Source organism: Streptomyces sp. NPDC033177 (assembly GCF_055577715.1).
In genome coordinates, this window is record NZ_JBVIPS010000001.1 from 159,794 (window position 1) to 175,920 (window position 16,127).

At 69.4% G+C, this 16,127-nt stretch carries 13 protein-coding genes; 5 read left to right on the forward strand and 8 right to left on the reverse strand.

What is annotated here, in order from left to right; genetic code table 11:
* The first annotated feature begins 214 nt into the window (after positions 1-214).
* Positions 215-1,573, forward strand: a complete 1,359-nt coding sequence (gene gdhA / locus ACZ5U5_RS00775; protein ID WP_469014647.1) for an NADP-specific glutamate dehydrogenase — start codon at positions 215-217, stop codon at positions 1,571-1,573.
* 294 nt (positions 1,574-1,867) lie between these two features.
* Here the strand turns inward: gdhA and ACZ5U5_RS00780 are convergent, their stop codons facing one another.
* Positions 1,868-2,848, reverse strand: a complete 981-nt coding sequence (locus ACZ5U5_RS00780; protein WP_469014649.1) for an SDR family NAD(P)-dependent oxidoreductase — start codon at positions 2,846-2,848, stop codon at positions 1,868-1,870.
* A gap of 229 nt (positions 2,849-3,077) precedes the next feature.
* On the opposite strand from ACZ5U5_RS00780, the gene ACZ5U5_RS00785 reads away from it, so the two are divergent.
* Positions 3,078-3,344 carry a WhiB family transcriptional regulator gene (locus tag ACZ5U5_RS00785; RefSeq protein ID WP_469014650.1) on the forward strand — a complete coding sequence of 89 codons (267 nt, stop codon included), beginning with the start codon at positions 3,078-3,080 and terminating at the stop codon, positions 3,342-3,344.
* 303 nt (positions 3,345-3,647) lie between these two features.
* On the opposite strand, the gene ACZ5U5_RS00790 is transcribed toward ACZ5U5_RS00785, so the two are convergent.
* The 5 genes from ACZ5U5_RS00790 to ACZ5U5_RS00810 all read right to left on the reverse strand — a co-directional run bounded on the left by ACZ5U5_RS00790 (position 3,648) and on the right by ACZ5U5_RS00810 (position 9,994).
* The gene (locus tag ACZ5U5_RS00790; RefSeq protein ID WP_469014653.1) at positions 3,648-4,220 is read right to left on the reverse strand and encodes a hypothetical protein; all 573 of its coding nucleotides are present in this window, start codon (positions 4,218-4,220) and stop codon (positions 3,648-3,650) included.
* On the reverse strand, positions 4,220-6,787 hold the full coding sequence (locus tag ACZ5U5_RS00795) for a DnaB-like helicase C-terminal domain-containing protein (protein WP_469014655.1): 2,568 nt from the start codon (positions 6,785-6,787) through the stop codon (positions 4,220-4,222). The genes ACZ5U5_RS00790 and ACZ5U5_RS00795 overlap by 1 nt, the downstream gene beginning before the upstream one ends.
* A 155-nt stretch (positions 6,788-6,942) precedes the next feature.
* Complete coding sequence (locus ACZ5U5_RS00800) at positions 6,943-7,470, reverse strand: hypothetical protein (protein WP_469014658.1); 528 nt, start codon at positions 7,468-7,470, stop codon at positions 6,943-6,945.
* A gap of 505 nt (positions 7,471-7,975) precedes the next feature.
* Entirely contained in the window at positions 7,976-9,022 is a 1,047-nt protein-coding gene (locus ACZ5U5_RS00805) for an MASE1 domain-containing protein (RefSeq protein WP_469014661.1), read from the reverse strand.
* 147 nt (positions 9,023-9,169) lie between these two features.
* Positions 9,170-9,994, reverse strand: coding sequence for a PP2C family protein-serine/threonine phosphatase (locus ACZ5U5_RS00810; protein ID WP_469014663.1), 825 nt, complete (start codon positions 9,992-9,994; stop codon positions 9,170-9,172).
* 343 nt (positions 9,995-10,337) lie between these two features.
* Here ACZ5U5_RS00810 and rph point away from each other — a divergent pair, with 343 nt between their 5' ends.
* Positions 10,338-12,983: a rifamycin-inactivating phosphotransferase gene (rph, locus tag ACZ5U5_RS00815; protein WP_469014665.1), complete on the forward strand. Its 2,646-nt coding sequence runs from the start codon at positions 10,338-10,340 to the stop codon at positions 12,981-12,983.
* Between the two features lie 56 nt (positions 12,984-13,039).
* On the opposite strand, the gene ACZ5U5_RS00820 is transcribed toward rph, so the two are convergent.
* Positions 13,040-14,323: an MFS transporter gene (locus ACZ5U5_RS00820; protein ID WP_469014668.1), complete on the reverse strand. Its 1,284-nt coding sequence runs from the start codon at positions 14,321-14,323 to the stop codon at positions 13,040-13,042.
* A 72-nt stretch (positions 14,324-14,395) separates the two neighbouring features.
* On the opposite strand from ACZ5U5_RS00820, the gene ACZ5U5_RS00825 reads away from it, so the two are divergent.
* Positions 14,396-15,238, forward strand: coding sequence for a LysR family transcriptional regulator (locus ACZ5U5_RS00825; RefSeq protein WP_469014670.1), 843 nt, complete (start codon positions 14,396-14,398; stop codon positions 15,236-15,238).
* A gap of 5 nt (positions 15,239-15,243) precedes the next feature.
* Here ACZ5U5_RS00825 and ACZ5U5_RS00830 read toward each other — a convergent pair whose 3' ends face one another.
* Positions 15,244-15,516 (reverse strand): DUF3253 domain-containing protein, encoded by a 273-nt coding sequence (locus tag ACZ5U5_RS00830; RefSeq protein ID WP_469014672.1) that lies wholly within the window; start codon positions 15,514-15,516, stop codon positions 15,244-15,246.
* Between the two features lie 188 nt (positions 15,517-15,704).
* Here ACZ5U5_RS00830 and ACZ5U5_RS00835 point away from each other — a divergent pair, with 188 nt between their 5' ends.
* Entirely contained in the window at positions 15,705-16,124 is a 420-nt protein-coding gene (locus ACZ5U5_RS00835; RefSeq protein ID WP_469014674.1) for a hypothetical protein, read from the forward strand.
* The last annotated feature ends 3 nt before the right edge of the window (positions 16,125-16,127 follow it).

Genomic DNA, 16,127 nt, shown 5'->3' on the forward strand with positions numbered 1-16,127 from the left:
CACCCGGCACCCGGCACCCGGCAGGTGATCTCGCATTGTGGTCGCACCCTGGACCCGGACGCTGGTCAGTGTGTTTACATGCGCGTAATACATGAGTGTCACGCGCACGGCAACGGCGCCGAGCGTCCCGACCGGGCCGGCCCGGAGTGCGCCTCCAGTACGCGGCGCATCCCGTACCGGATCCCCGGTGTCAGCCGTGTCAGAAAGGGCCCCCTTGACCACGCGATCCGAGACGAAGACCACGCTCGCGCAGCTGCTCACCGAGATCGAGCACCGCAACCCGGCCCAGCCGGAGTTCATCCAGGCCACACACGAGGTCCTGGAGACGTTGGCGCCGGTCATCGCAGCCCGCCCCGAGTACGCCGAGCCCGGCCTGATCGAGCGGCTGTGCGAGCCCGAGCGGCAGATCCTGTTCCGGGTGCCGTGGCAGGACGACCGGGGGCGCGTCCACGTCAACCGTGGTTTCCGGGTGGAGTTCAACAGCGCGCTCGGCCCGTACAAGGGCGGCCTGCGCTTCCACCCGTCGGTGAACCTCGGCGTCATCAAGTTCCTTGGCTTCGAGCAGATCTTCAAGAACGCGCTGACCGGCCTCGGCATCGGCGGCGGCAAGGGCGGCAGCGACTTCCAGCCGCACGGCCGCAGCGACGCGGAGGTCATGCGCTTCTGCCAGTCGTTCATGACGGAGCTGCACCGGCACATCGGCGAGCACACGGATGTGCCCGCGGGTGACATCGGCGTCGGCGGCCGGGAGATCGGCTACCTGTTCGGCCAGTACCGGCGCATCACCAACCGCTGGGAGGCCGGCGTCCTGACCGGCAAGGGCCAGGGCTGGGGCGGCTCGCTCATCCGCCCCGAGGCCACCGGCTACGGCAACGTCCTCTTCGCGGCGGCGATGCTCCGCCAGCGCGGCGAGGACCTGGAGGGCCGCACGGCGGTCGTCTCCGGCTCCGGCAACGTCGCCATCTACACCATCGAAAAGCTGGCGGCCCTCGGTGCCAACGCCGTGACCTGCTCGGATTCATCCGGCTACGTGGTCGACGAGAAGGGCATCGACCTCGACCTCCTCAAGCAGATCAAGGAGGTCGAGCGCGGCCGGGTCGACACCTACGCCGAACGCCGGGGCGCCTCGGCCCGCTTCGTCCCGGGCGGGCGGGTCTGGGAGGTCCCGGCCGACATCGCGCTGCCGTCGGCCACGCAGAACGAGCTGGAGGCCGACGACGCGGCCGCCCTCATCCGCAACGGCGTGAAGGTGGTCTCGGAGGGCGCCAACATGCCCACGACACCCGATGCGGTACGCCTGTTCCAGCAGGCCGGTGTCGCCTTCGGCCCCGGCAAGGCCGCCAACGCGGGTGGCGTCGCGGTCAGCGCCCTGGAGATGGCCCAGAACCACGCACGTACGTCGTGGACGGCGGCACGGGTCGAAGAAGAGCTGACGCACATCATGAACGACATCCACACCACCTGCCACGAAACCGCCGAACGCTACGACGCCCCCGGCAACTACGTGACGGGCGCCAACATCGCCGGCTTCGAACGGGTCGCGGACGCGATGCTGGCCCAGGGCGTGATCTGAACCAGAACCCTGACGGCAGCGAGGAGCGGGGCGCGTGACTGGCGGGGAGCGGCGGGTCAGATCGCGGCCGGGCTCGAAGCGCTGCCGGACGAGTATCGACGTGACAAGAACGACCTGCACACCACGGCTGCTGTGCTGATGCGTCAGGCATCGAAGGAGGGCCCACAATTGGCTGCCGCCCTCCGGGAGTTCGACTGAGGCTGCAGCCGGCAACAGTTTGTCCCGAGGGCGGCTTTGAGTGTGACGCAACGGCAGCATTCAGCGGCCCGGAGTGCTGCCCGGACCGCCGGTGGGTCAGCTCTCGCGCTCGTTGTAGGCGTCGGCGGCACGCTCGTTCAAGGCGCTCCCCCACGTCTGCAAGCGGCCGCTGACCGCTCCCTTCGGCGGGTCGACCTCGGCGCCGCGACGCAGCCGCGGGCGTCCGGAGGGGGCCTGCGGCAGCAGACGCGCCACCACGCCGTTGAGGCGAGTCGTCGCGGCGGGCGCCAGGCCGTGGGCCAGGTCGGCCGCACGAGCAAGGGGCGTCAGGACCAGCCGAGTACGGCGCCGGACGACGGCCTTGACGATGCGTTCGGCAGCGCGTTGCGCGTTCATCGAAACCAGGGGCGCACCCGCCACCGTGGAGAACCAGCCGAATTCCTTGCTGCGGTGCCCGCCGAACTCGGCCTGGAGATGCGACCCGGTCCGCATCAGCCCCGGATACACCGCGGTGACGCTGACACCGCTCGCGGCGGCTTCGGCGTGCAGGCCCTCCGCCAGGACACCCGCGGCAGCTTTGGCACCGGCGTAGGGCAGCAGGTGGGGCACGCCCATGAGCCCGCCCACCGAGGAGATGACGCCCAGCCGTCCTCCCCGCTCGCTCTCCTTGAGATACGGAAGCGCTTCGAGGCAGGTGTGCACGGCCCCCATGTACATCGTGTCCATGGCGTCCCTGAACTCCTTGGCGCCGATGGCTTCCACCGGTGCCACCTGGATGACACCGGCGTTGGCGATGACGATGTCCGGCCCGCCGCAGGCGTCATGGGCGGCCCGGAACATGGCGTGCACCGCCTCCTGGTCACGCACGTCGCAGACCGAGGTGTGCACGGCGACATCAGGTCGGCGGTGGAGCAGCTTCTTCTGGGCGGCCGCGAGCTCATCGGCATCACGGGCAGCAATGATCACTGTGCAGCCGCGGGCAGCCAGTTGGTCGGCCATCAGCAGACCAAGTCCCCGCGACCCTCCGGTGACGAGCGCGGTCTGCCCTGCCAAGGATTTTTCCGTGGTCTGTGCCATGAGCGCTCGGCGCTCCCTTCCTCAGATGGCGTCTTGTCCATCGCCGGGTTCCCCGGTCGTGACGCTTCGACCGCCGTGGCGTCGGGGTCTTCCTTCCGGCGTGCGGGGCGTTACCCCTGTTCCCTCTGTTTCGCCCGGTGCGCCCCGGGAACCCGGCCTTGAGTTGAGCATGGACACGGCACAACCAATCTCGCGGCGCGGTCTCGATCCGGCGCCGCAAGGAGGCGTCATGGAGCTGTGGTGGCGGCAAGCCGCCTGTATCGACGAGGATCCCGAGATGTTCTTCCCGGTCGGCACGTCGGGCCCCGCCGAGGAGGACCTGCTCGCCGCGAAGCGGGTGTGCCATCGCTGCCCGGTACTCGAACGGTGCCGGAACTGGGCACTGGAGACCGGGCAGGCCTCGGGTGTGTGGGGCGGCATGGGAGAGGACGAGCGGTCGAGGCGGCGACGCAGGACGACCAGGGCCGCGGCCCGCAGGACCCCGGCCAGAACCTGAGCCACGCGCGGCGATTGCGGCAGATCAGCCCGTCGCCATCCGGGCCCCTGCCGGTCAAGCCCTCGACCCCGCCGTTCACCTTCTCCGCCCGACCTTGTCAGCCACGACGGCCTCTCCTCCGGTTCCGGGGAGCCCCTCTTACGGTTCTGATGCGGGGCCCTGGGCCTTCAACGTAGGCCGGTCACGTGGACGCCGCCTCTTCAGCGGCGGCACCTGGCCGAGAGGGGATGGCGCCGGCGCCGTGCGCCTGCCGAATGAGCGTGCACTCGTGTTGGGCGACGGGCCCTCACCCGAACGCAGCCGTCATCTGAGTTCAACGGCGTACGAGGCTCCGGGAAAGTCCCACCCGTCAGTGCCTTCGCCGATGTCCTCGACGATGACGTCGTCGACGAAGTGATCCTCGAACGCGTCGTCGGTCAGCTCGCCCGCCGCCCAGAGCGTCTCGATGTCGTCCCAGTGCCCCCGGCGCCCGTCGATCCGCAGAGGCGCGGCCCGTCGGGTACCACGGACACGTTCGTCAGCGCCGGTCCTGACCGTGCCGCTGATCTCGAACCGGCCGCCCTTGAACTGCGCGGGGATCGGTTCGGCAGGGACGATGGCGGCGTTCTCGTAGGCGGTGTGGATCACATCGCGATAGCTGCGGCGAACGCTGTACTCGGGGTCGGACAACCAGTTGACGAGAGTCTTGGTCGTCACGTGCAGCCCGGCGTCCTCCAGGATCTGGTAGCCGCGACGGGTCCTGGTGAGGTGGCTGAGCTGGGCGTGCCAGTGCCGGGCGGTATAGGAGGAAAGGCGGTGGCGCGGCGTGACCTGAGCGCGCAACAGGTCACCCAGAGCGCCGCCCAGCGACGGGCCTTGCCCGGTGGGACCGGCCATCAGTCCTCACCCTCAGGGATGGTCTCGCCGCGCCCGAGGAACCTTGCCTTCACTTCGCCGAAGCCGGTCCCGACCCGGTAGGGGGTGGGGGGCGTGGCGTCGGGGGTGAAGAAGACGGCCGCGTCGACGTTGCGCAGGGCGATGAGCCGGTGTCCTTCCTGGACCGCCTTGAAGGCCGTGATCCAGTGGCGTACGGAGGCCTCGGCGACCATGCTCATGCGCCAGTCGGGGCGCCAGAACGGCGAGCGCTGTTCCTCTCGTTTGGGCCACAGCAGACGCAGCGCGATCGACAGCCGCGTCTTGTACGCCTTGTAGGGCTCGCCGCCCTCCTGGACGAGCTCGGTACGCGCTTCGCGGGCAGCCGCGTAGAACGGCTTGAAGAGCGATTCGTTGGCCTTGCCGGTCCAGGAGTCGTGGAAAGTCAGGGGGGTGTCGATGTGGCCCTCGCGGATGAGCCGCTCCAGCTGCTTGATGTGCGGGGTGGTGACCCATGCGCGGCCATGCTCGTCGGCGCTTTCGACGACCCGCCCCAGGGGGTGGGGCATGGCGGGGTGATCCCAATGGGGGATGTCGATGAGGTAGATACCGGCCTGTGTCTTGTCGAACGCCTCAAGAGGGCCGGTGTGAAGGAGCTTGTTCGGGGCCAGTGGGACGGCCGAACAGGCGGAGGGATAGGAGCCGTTGCGGTCGATCAGACACATCACGCCGTCGCCGAACGAGTCGGGCACCAGGAGTTGGTCACGCCTGACACCCTTGCCGTTCGCGTTGATGTGGGCGACGCGTTCGCTGGTGACCTCGGGGTGGACCCAGCGCGGCTCGCCGTCCATGTCCTCGCTGATCAGAGGCCAGGGGCCACTGTCGCGTTCCTCGGTACGAATGACTTGGATCGGGTGCATCTTCGATCGTGCGACCGCGTCCTTGAGGATCACCAGCGCGGGGAACACGGCCCCCTCGGGCTCATCCTCCTCGTCCCCCGGTGCCAGGCCGTCGACGTCGTCATCGGTCTCGTCGATCTCTTCAACCGGGGATTCGGTGGGTGTCTCTGCCGGTCGCTCGGGATCCGCCTGGGGCGGTACACCGGCAGTGGGCTCCACCGCTGCCGTGGTGTCAGTGGCGGAGTTGGGCACTGTGGCGGTGTAGGCATGCAGGGCGTCGGCCAGACGTCGGCCCTGGGCGGTGTCCGGGTACGACGGAATCGCGGCAGCCAGGTCATGCAGCGGGCCGCGGAGTTCCGCAAGGGCGCCCGCATCCCTGTCGGCCACGGCCGTGCGCAGCGCTGCGAGCAGGCGGGTGGCCTCGGCGGGCAGGCCCTTGAGGGCGCCGGAGGTGAAGGGGAGCCCGGCATCGGCCAGTTCACGCTCGGCGTCGTGTCCCCTCCCCTTCCCTTCCTGCGCGCCGGAGGCAGCCGCGTCCGTGCCCTCTGCGGCGGGGACAGGGGCTGCGGGGCCGGCGTCCAGGAATCGGGCATGGACGAGGTCGGGCCGCAGGTGGGCCCGACCGATGACGCCCAGATCCCGTTCGGCGACCGTCACGGCCGTCAGGGATGGGCCCGGGGTGAGAGTGAGGATGACGTCCGCGTCGAGCAGATTCACGAGGGCGGGCTCATCGGTGTCCACGACCACCAGGACCGGCACATCGAGGGTGCGGGCCAGCTCGCCCAGGACCTGGACGGCCTGCGGGAGGTGCTCCCCCGACAGCGGCAGACGCGGGTTGGGGGCACGCTGCAGGCGATCGACCACGACGAGTGCCAGGTCGTCGGCCAGCGGTGCGGTCTCCGCGATGGCCTGTGCGCTCAGATCGGTGCCGTCATCGATGAGCAGCGGCGCGTGCCGCAGCCGGTCGGCGACGTCCTGCTCGTGGGGCGTGAGGGTGCCTCGCTTGAGGCGTGCGTAGTCGCCACCGGCTTCCGCGGCGATGACGCGGCGGGTGATGTCGGCGCTGCTGGGTCCCGATGCCGCGTACAGGACACGGCCGCCCTGTACGAGTGCGGTGTGACGGGCCGCGGCGAGACCGATCAGGCTGCCGCCCGCCTGTGGTGGGGCAGCCACCAGGACCAGGCGCCCCGGGTACAGGCCGCCGGTGGCGTCATCCAGGCCGGCGAGGCCGAACGAGAGGCCCGGCACCGAGGCAGAGGTAAGGACTTCGCCGATGGCATCGCCGAGCGTGGCAAGCCTGCGGCGTGCTGTGGGCTGGGTGTTCACCGCGCCTCCTGCCAGGGCCGCGTCAGAGGCGGCTACGTCGGATGGGGTGCTGCTGATGGGGCCATCGACGGGCAGCAGAACCGCTACGGGAGTGGCATAGCGGCGCAGCACCTGGGGCTGTCCGCTCGCCGCCAAGGCGATGAGCTCGCCGAGTTCCTTCTGCGCCGAGCCGAGGGCGTGGCTGGCCAGACCATTGCTCTCCGGGCGCCGAGCGGCGGGAAAACGGTCCAAGGGGGCAAGCACCGCACGGACACCACGATTGCCGATCAGCGTCGATCTGGCGTCTTGCCCCTCGGCCAGCTTCACCAGGGCGTGCAGTTCCTCTCGGGCCTCGGTCACATTCCTGGTCTCGGGCGCTTGGTCCATCCCCACAGCCTCTCTCAACTCACCACCACCCTAGCGACAATCCACCACTCCCCATCTCAGGCTCACCACTCTTCACCCTTCAAGTCACCCTGCGGGCAAGTTCCCTACAGGAGAGGGTGAGACGGAGGGTGCGGGCGCTGCCGAGTCCGCTGGTGCTACAGGTTGTGCACCGCGACGCGGGCGGTCGCGACGAAGGCCAGGAGAGATTGCCAGAAGGGGTCGTAGTACTGGTCGAAGGCCGCGAGGGCGTCGGGGTTGTCCGTGATCGCCTCATCGAGTGCGCGATAAGGAGGCCTGGTCGCGAGCCTCACTGTTTCCGCGGCCTCGGCGACATCGTCCGGCCCTTCAAGGCTGATCACCCAGATGCAGTGGCGGAGTCTGCTGTACGCCTCCCGAAGGCCGACCCGTATCTCCTTCAGCGCGGGCACCTGCTCGGCACGGGTGCCGCCGGCCGCGTGGATGTCGGACACCGCCCAGTACAATTCGGCCATCTTGTGCGCCTGCTCAATGAGGCGCACATAAGCGGCCCTTCGTACCTCACTCACGTGTACGGAGCGCTGCATCCGCTCGGCGGTGGCCGCCTGGATCTGCGCGGCCCTGGCGGTCCCTCTGCTGGTGACCCAGCTGGCCATGACTGCGGTGCCGGCTGTCAACGATGAGATCCAGAGGGCAGAGTCGACCATGCCGGAGATCATCCCAGGCGCCGACTGGCCGCCCTAGATCGAAACCGGCCCCTGTCGGCGCTTTTGGCCCGAAGGATCGTCAGGGTGCCTCGGTGCAGCGGAAACACCCCTCCCAGTGCGGGAGCGCGCTGAGGATCCGGTGCAGTGCGCATGAGGCCATCGCACGTTCGTCCGCTCCCGGGAACCCCCGGCGCGAGGAACTGCCCCAGTGTTCGGCTCGAAGGCCTCGACCATGGCCTCGAACTGACGCAGATAGTCACGGGCGAAGGGGGGCTCGTAATCCAGCTCGTCCCAGCGGTGGCGGCTCAGCGCGAGCGCGGTGGCCCGCAACACGAAGTCCTTCGACTTGGCACGTTCGCGTTCCGTTGTGCCCCATGCGATGTCGCGCAGGTCGAATCCGACGGCCCCACGCCCCATCACGTTCTGGTCCTGCAGCGACAGGAGGGACGCGAAGCGGTAGCGACGCCCATGAGTCCCTCGATCGGCTCCTTCTCGCCCGCCACGCCTACATGTCCGTCTCCCGGCGGCTGTCCGGGGCGGGAGACATCCCGTCGTCGGGATGGAGCGCGGCCACATGCCGGGGGGACAGTTCCGGTGGGGTTTCCCCCGCGGCCAGGTGTTCCAGGACCTCCGCGAGTTCCCCGCAGGCGCTCTTCACCGAGCGTCGGGTGGCGCGCTGTTCCGCGACCATGGCGGACAACAAGAGCGCCGTCAGCGCAGTGGCGCCGTTGAACGCCTGAAGTTTCGTCATGACCTCGACGGCAGTCAGGTCCTGGAAGGCTCCCTGCTGCTCGTTCGCCTCGAATGTCGTCAGCACGGACGCGAACAGCGCGCACAACATGCTCCCGGCCAGCTGGAAGCGCAACGCCACCCAGATGAGCAGCGGGAAGACGAGGAAGAGCAGGCTCAGGTCACCGAGCACCGCCAGAGGTACGACGATCACGGCCGCGAGGCCCAGGCACAGCATCTCTTTCCATCGCCTCAACCGCAGCGGCCCAGCGGCGCCCACCAGCACGAGCAGGAGCGGAGTGACGAGCAGGACGCCCATCGCATCGCCCACCCACCAGGCCAGCCACACCGACCAGAACTCCCCCGTTTCCAGTCCACCGGTCACCACCTGCAGCCCGACCCCCGCCGTGGCACTGATCAGCATGGCGCCGAGCCCGCCGAGGAAGACCAGGGCCAGGCCGTCACGCAGCCGTGAGATCCCGACCCGGAAGCCGACCCGGCGCAGCATCAGGTAGGCGCACAGTGGGCCGACGGTGTTGCCCGCGATAGTGACGAGCGTGGTGAGCTGAGGGGTGGTGAGGGACGCGATCACGAGGAAGGAACCCACGGCGATCCCGGGCCAGATCGACACGCCGTAGACGAGCAGCGCGGCGACGGCGACGCCGGTCGGCGGCCAAATGGGTGTGACGATCACTCCCTCGACGGTGAGCCGGCCGAGCAGGCCCAGACGCCCGGCCACGTAGTAGCAGGCGGCCACGGCCAGTGTCTTGAGGACTACCTCCAGGGACAGCCGGAACCGCCGGAACCGTCGAGTCACCAACACAGGGCCATCAGACACCGAGTGGACCACTTCGGCCATGTGAGGGCCCCTGTCCGGGTCCCGTCGCGCCGCGTCACGCCCTGGCCGTCCCGTCCTCTCCCGTCGCGTACATAGGCCCCCGCGGTCCGACACCGACACCAGCCAACACCGCTACAGCCCCCCACCGTCATGGCCCACGACCAGCACGGCGGCATCATCCTCATGCCCCACCGTGTCCGCCAGCCGCATCACACCGCCGACGAGAGCGTTGATGCCAAGGCCGGCAGCAGTGGTGATCTCGGCGAGCCGCATCACCCGCCGCAAGCCCTCGTCGAGGCTCAGTGACGGCCCCTCCACCACGCCGTCGGTCAGCAGCACGACGACACCATCCGTGGTGAGCCGGTGGCACACCACGGGGTACTCGGCGCCTTCGAGCACGCCGAGCGGGGGCCCGCACTCTCCCTCGTCGACACCGGACCGGCCGTCGGCCGTGGCCCAGATGTGGGGGATGTGGCCGGCCCGAGCGCACTCCAGGACGCCGGTGGCCGGATCGAGCCGCAGGAAGGTACAGGTGGCGAAGAGGTCCGCGCCCAGGGAGACGAGGAGGTCGTTGGTACGTGTCAGGAGCTCGCCCGGGTCGCCCGTGACGGAGGCCAGCGCGCGCAGTCCCACACGGACCTGTCCCATGAACGCGGCAGCTTTGATGTTGTGCCCCTGCACGTCGCCGATGGACAAGCCGATACGGCCGTCGGGCATGGTGAAGGCGTCGTACCAGTCTCCCCCGACGTTGAGCCCGTGGTTGGCGGGCATGTAGCCCACGGCCAGCCTGACGCCCGGAGGCTCCGGGAGGTCGTGCGGGAGCATGCCGCGCTGCAGGGCCACCGCCAGCTCGACGCGGGAGCGCTGCATCTCCGCGAGCTCACGGGCGCGGGCAGTCAGGGCCCCGAGCCTGGCAAGCAGCTCGTCGCCGTCGTCGGCCGCCTGCGTACGGAACATCGATCGCCCCGGTTCCGCGAGAGCACCTCGCGTCAGTTCAGCTGTCTTTCGTCTCGTGCACCACTGGCACAACCTCGCCATCAACTCTGCCCGGAGATGACGGCGCACGCACCCTGTCGGCCCGCAGGTAGCAGTCCGAGCCGATTGGAGGTACGGCAGAAAAAACAAAGGCAAGGAGAGACCTCTCCTTGCCACTCTCAACATATAACCCAGTGGGGGGCTTGCCACAAGGCCCCGGCCACGGCGCAGAATCATCCGCCGACGCCACCACTCGAACCAGTGCCACCCCACCCACCCCATCCCACCCCAGTACAAAGCAGCGCGGCTGCCCGGAGGTTTCTCAGTGACTGAGCAGTACGTGTTGGATCTTCAAGAGGTCGACGAGACGCAGGTCGCGGTCGTCGGCGGCAAGGGTGCGCACCTGGGCGGGCTGTCGCGGAACGAGGGCATCCGCGTACCGCGAGGCTTCTGCGTGACGACGAACGCCTTCCGGCGGGCCATGGCGGAAGCGCCGTCGCTCGGCGAGCGCCTCGACAACCTGGCGCGCGTGAACCCTGACGACCGCGAAGAGATCCGCACCCTCAGCGCGCAAATCCGGCGGACCATCGAGGAAACTCCCCTTCCGGCCGATCTCGCCACGGCGATCACCCGCGCGCTCATCCAGTTCGGTGAGCAAGCCGCTTACGCCGTGCGATCCAGTGCGACCGCGGAGGACCTGCCCACGGCCTCCTTCGCCGGCCAGCAGGACACCTACCTGAACGTCGTGGGCCCATCGGCGATCCTCCAGCACGTCAGCCGGTGCTGGGCCTCGCTGTTCACCGAGCGGGCCGTCACCTACCGCCGGCGCAACGGCATCGACCACCGTACGGTCCACATGGCCGTGGTCGTGCAGCAGATGGTCTTCCCCCGTGCGGCCGGGATCCTGTTCACGGCCGACCCCGTCACGGGCGACCGGAAGGTCGCCACGGTCGACGCGGGCTTCGGACTCGGCGAAGCCCTGGTCTCCGGCCTGGTGAACCCCGACATCTACAAGGTGCGCCACGGCGAAGTCGTGGCCAAGACGATCGCCGCCAAACAACGTGCCGTGCAGGCCTTGCCCACCGGCGGCACGCAGGAAGTCACCGTCGACTCACGCCGGCAGGAGGAGCCGGCGCTGACGGACGGCCAGGTCGTGGAGCTCGTGCGGCTCGGGCGGCGGATCGAAGCACACTTCGGCCGCCCTCAGGACATCGAGTGGTGCCTGGCCGATGACGGTGAAGGTGACGGTCACAATGACGGCGAGGGCTTCCAGATCGTGCAGAGCCGGCCGATCACCACCCTCTTTCCCATCCCCGAGGCCGACGACCCGGACCATCACGTCTACGTCTCCGTCGGCCACCAGCAGATGATGACCGACGCCATGAAGCCCCTCGGGTACTCCATGTGGCAGCTGACGGCCATGGTGCCGATGCACGAGGCAGGTGGAAGGCTGTTTGTCGACGTCACCCGCCGCCTGGCCTCGCCAGCGAGCCGCGCCGTCCTCCTGGACCTCATGGGGAAGGGCGATCCGCTGGTCAGGGACGCTTTGGAGACCCTCATCGACCGCGACGACTTCATCTCGTCGCTCCCGGTCCCGCCGCTCGAGGTCGCGGCCCCCGCCGGGCCACCGGCCGGCGCCGCGACCGCCACCCCGATCGCGACCGATCCGGCCATCGTCACCGAGCTGATCGAGCGCAGCGAGACGTCCGTCGCTGCCCTGCAGCGCGACATCCGGACGAAGACCGGGCCGGCGCTGTTCGACTTCCTCCAGGAGGCCTTCGAGGAACATAAGCGAGTCCTCGGCGACCCCTTGAGCATGCAGGCGATCATGGCGGGGATGGAGGCCACGTGGTGGCTCAACGACAAGCTGCGGGAGTGGCTCGGCGAGAAGAACGCGGCCGACACCCTCACGCTGTCCGCCCCCGACAACATCACGTCGGAGATGGGACTGGCCCTGCTCGATGTCGCGGACGTGATTCGCCCGCATCCGGAGGTGGTGGCGTTCCTGCAGGGTGTCGAGGACGAGGGCTTCCTGGACGAGTTGCCGAAGCTTGCGGGCGGAACCGAGGCGCGCGACGCCATCCAGTCCTATTTCGACCGGTACGGCATGCGCTGCGTCGGCGAGATCGACATCACCAGGCCACGGTGGGGCGAGCGCCCCAGCACGCTCGTGCCCGTGATCCTCGACAACGTCAGGAACTTCGAACCGGGCGCCGCCGAGCGGCGCTTCGAACAAGGGCGGCAGAGGGCGCAGAAGAAGGAACAGGAAGTGCTGTCACGCTTGCGGGCCCTTCCGGACGGGGAGCTGAAGGCCGACGAGGCCAAGGGGATGATCGACCGGGTCAGAACCTTCATCGGATACCGGGAGTACCCCAAGTACGGCATCATCTGCCGCTACTTCGTCTACAAGAAGGCCCTCCTCGACGAGGCGGAACGCCTCGTGCGGGCAGGTGTGCTCCCCGAGAGGGAGGACATCTTCTACCTCACGTTCCGGGAACTCCACGAGGTCGTGCGCTCGAAGCAGCTGGATGACCAGCTCATCCCGCAGCGCAAAGACGCGTTCCGTTCGCACCAGGCACTCATCCCGCCCCGGGTGCTCACGTCGGACGGCGAGGCCCTCACCGGTTCGTACCGGCGCGACGACGTGCCGGCCGGCGCCCTGATCGGCCTGGCGGTTTCCGCGGGGACCGTCGAGGGGCGGGCGCGGGTCATCCTCGACATGTCGCAGGCCGACCTCGAAGCGGGGGACATCCTCATCACGTCCTTCACGGACCCCAGTTGGTCCCCGCTGTTCGTCGGAATCGCGGGCCTGGTGACGGAGGTGGGCGGCCTGATGACCCATGGCGCGGTGATCGCCCGTGAGTACGGCTTGCCGGCCGTCGTAGGCGTTGACCAGGCCACCCGCCTGATCCGTGACGGGCAGCGCATCCGCGTCCACGGAACCGACGGGTACGTCGAGATCCTGCCCTGACCGACCCAACCGCCCCCACCGAACCGACGAGGGGCGCCGCACGCTCCTGCAGGACCTCACGCGCCGGGCCGGGTGCCGGTCTCGTGCGGGTGCGGCGGGAGCGGCGGACGCGGCGGCGGGTGTGGATCGAGACCCCGCACCTCGGTGAGCCCAAGTCCGCTGCGCGGAGGTCGCGTTCGGGCGGCGCGTGTGCCGCGGGACAGCAGGTATCCGGCCAGCGCGGCGGCGAGGCCGGCCAGCCCCGCCGCCGCAAAACCGCCGCCCGGCACGGAGGCGTCGATCGCGACCCCGACGATCGGCGTTCCGAGCGCGAATCCCGCGCTCAGCGCCGAGGACTGCAGGCCCGTCGCCTCACCCCGTACGCCGGCGGGCGCGAGTCGCATCACCGCGTCGGCCACGGTGGAAAGAGTCGGCGCGACGAGCAGCCCCGAAAGGGCGACGGCCACGCACAACCAGGGCCAGTCGTGGGCCAGCCCCGCGGGAATGGTCGCAAGGCCGAGCAGACCGAGCAGCAGCCACGTCGGCAGCGGCCGGGACAGCACGCCGTACACCAGCCCACCGACGACAGAGGTCGCGCCGTACGTCGCCACGACCACGGCGGCCCAGGAGACCTGGCCCGCTTCTTTGAGGGTGGCGACGATGGCCAGGTCGGTACCGCTGAGCAGCATCGTGGTGCCGAACGCCATCATGAGCATGGCGATCATGCCCGAGCCGAGCCACTCCCGGCGACGGGGGCGTACGGCCGTGCCGGCGCCCGCCTCATCCTTGGTGCGCAGCGGCGGGTCGAGAAGGGCAAGTCCCGCTCCCCCCACCACGATCGCGGCGCCGACACCCCATGCCACCACCTCGGGGGACACAGTCGCCGCGCAGAGGATCACGATGGGCGGGCCCGCGATGTACGACAGCTCGCCCTGCACCGATTCCAGCGCGAAGGCGGGGCGACGCTGTTCCGCCGTCGTCATCGCGGCGATCGCCTGCCTGGTCACCGGCTGGGCCGGCACCATCAGCAACCCCGCCGCGAAGGCGGCGGCCAGCAGGGTCCCGTACGGCAGGATCGGCACGCTCAGCCAGAACGCGACCTGCGCCACGACGGTTGCCAGCAGCACCGCACGCAGGCCCCGCCGGTCGATCATGCGGCCGAGCAGCGGCCCGCCGAGCGCCAGTCCGGTGGTCAACGCCGCCGCGACACCCCCGGCTGCCGCGTAACTCATGTCCAGACCCAGCACGACGTACATCGTCAGCGCCATCACGTCAGCCGTGATCGCGGCACGCGCGAGCAGCGAGATGCCCAGCAGCGATGCCATCCCCGGCACGGCGAGTATCTGTCGGTATCCGGTCACCTCAGCGACGCTAAATCCTTGCCACCGACATAGGTAGTGGCTATTTCACTGCAGCTGCCATAATGATTATTTATGGCCAGAGACCTCGAGACCGCGTTGCTGCGGTCATTCGTCACCGTCGTCCGGGCGGGCAGCATCAGCCGCGCCGCGACCACGCTGGGCAAGACCCAGCCCGGTCTCAGCCAGCAGGTCCGCAAGCTCGAGACCGCCGTCGGCCGCGCGCTGCTCTACCGGTCACCGTCCGGTGTCTCGCTGACCCGAGCGGGCGAGGAACTGCTGCCGTACGCCGAACGCATCCTCTCGCTCAGCGCACAGGCACTCACCGAGACCGGGCGCGCGCTGACCGGCCGCTGCGGCGTCGGGCTGCTCGAAGACCTCGCCGCGGCCCAGCTTCCACAAGCTCTCGCCGACCTCGCGCGACTGCACCCCGGGGCGACGCTGGAGGTGCTGAGTTGCTCCACCACCGAGATGCGGGAGGCCTACGAGGCGGGCCGCGTGCAGCTCGTGCTCGACGAGGTGCCGGTGGTTCCCGCGCCGCCGCGCTGGACGGTGCGCCGTCCGCTGGTCTGGGCGATCGGCCCAGGCGTGGATGTGGCCGCCGATCCCCTGCCCGTGGTGCTGTTCTCGGATACGTGCACCTGGCGTACGTCGGTGCTGAAGGCCCTGGAACGGGCGGACAGGCGCTGGCGGGTGGCGTTCGAAAGCAACAGCCTGGTCGGCATACTCGCCGCGGTCCGGGCCGGGCTCGGGGTAGCCGCGCTCATGCCCACGAACCTCGAACCGAGCATGGTCGGCCACGACACGAGCGCCCTGCCCACCTTGCCGGACGTCGAACTCGGCCTCGCCCGACACCCACGGACCGAGGGCGATCCGCTGATCGACGCAGTGGAGACGGCGCTTCGACGCACGCTCTGAGACAGTCAGCGAACGCGGCGGATACGGATCGGGCCGCGAGCCTTGTCCAGGTCGACGCGCTGCCCGCCCTGAGTGATCTCCACCTCGTCGGCCGCCACCAGACGCTGGGCCGCGCGGCGGGCCGGTTCCATGAGCTCACGCCAGCCGTCGTCGTCCCCTTCGTACACCGCCCGCGCGGCATCGGACGGACAGATGGTCGCGTCCGCCGCACGCCCGTCAAGCAACTCCACGATGGCTCGCTCCAAGCGCTGCTCGGTCCGCCGTTCCTTGTCGCTCACGGCGCCAGTGTCGCACCGCGGACGACGAAACCCGTGACAGCGCCACCGCACCTGGGGATGCTTCGGTGCCGGAGGCGATGTCAGACCCCTCTGCCACGGTCGGCGTATGGGATTCTTCGATGATCTGGTGCTACCGGAAGAACCGGGCGCAGAGCGGAACGCGTTGGTCCGGTTGAGTCCGCCGGGAAGTGACGCTGCACGCTACGCACCGCCTGCCGAATGGTTTGCACCGGTGCTGCACTCGCAGTTGGCGGTGGTCGGTTCCGGGGCGCTCTCCCTTCAAGAACGACATCGATCTGTATCTGCCGGAGCTTCCCCCGCCCGGCGAGGCGCAGTTGGTCGTCGAGTGGCCGGACGAGGGCATCAAGGAGACCCACACCTCGATCGATGCCGCCGCGCTGGTCGCCGCATCAGCGACGGCACTCGACATCTGGCCAGGCCTCGAACCACCGGATCCGGCGGAGCAACCGGAGACGTTCCCGCACGACGCCAACACCCTCGCCTACGCCGCCGCGGCAGCCGGTCTGCGCATCAGCAACGCCCAGGAAGCTGTGAACCGCCGCTCGCCGCGCCGTTGGGTTGAGTTGCCTTCACGGCTTCGCCGCTGAGGA

Bases quoted from the DNA above. Each gene is read 5' to 3' on its own strand.
- ACZ5U5_RS00780 (WP_469014649.1), bottom strand. From the start codon at position 2,848: ATGGCACAGACCACGGAAAAATCCTTGGCAGGGCAGACCGCGCTCGTC.
- ACZ5U5_RS00785 (WP_469014650.1), top strand. From the start codon at position 3,078: ATGGAGCTGTGGTGGCGGCAAGCCGCCTGTATCGACGAGGATCCCGAG.
- ACZ5U5_RS00790 (WP_469014653.1), bottom strand. From the start codon at position 4,220: ATGGCCGGTCCCACCGGGCAAGGCCCGTCGCTGGGCGGCGCTCTGGGT.
- ACZ5U5_RS00795 (WP_469014655.1), bottom strand. From the start codon at position 6,787: ATGGACCAAGCGCCCGAGACCAGGAATGTGACCGAGGCCCGAGAGGAA.
- ACZ5U5_RS00800 (WP_469014658.1), bottom strand. From the start codon at position 7,470: ATGGTCGACTCTGCCCTCTGGATCTCATCGTTGACAGCCGGCACCGCA.
- ACZ5U5_RS00810 (WP_469014663.1), bottom strand. From the start codon at position 9,994: ATGTTCCGTACGCAGGCGGCCGACGACGGCGACGAGCTGCTTGCCAGG.
- ACZ5U5_RS00825 (WP_469014670.1), top strand. From the start codon at position 14,396: ATGGCCAGAGACCTCGAGACCGCGTTGCTGCGGTCATTCGTCACCGTC.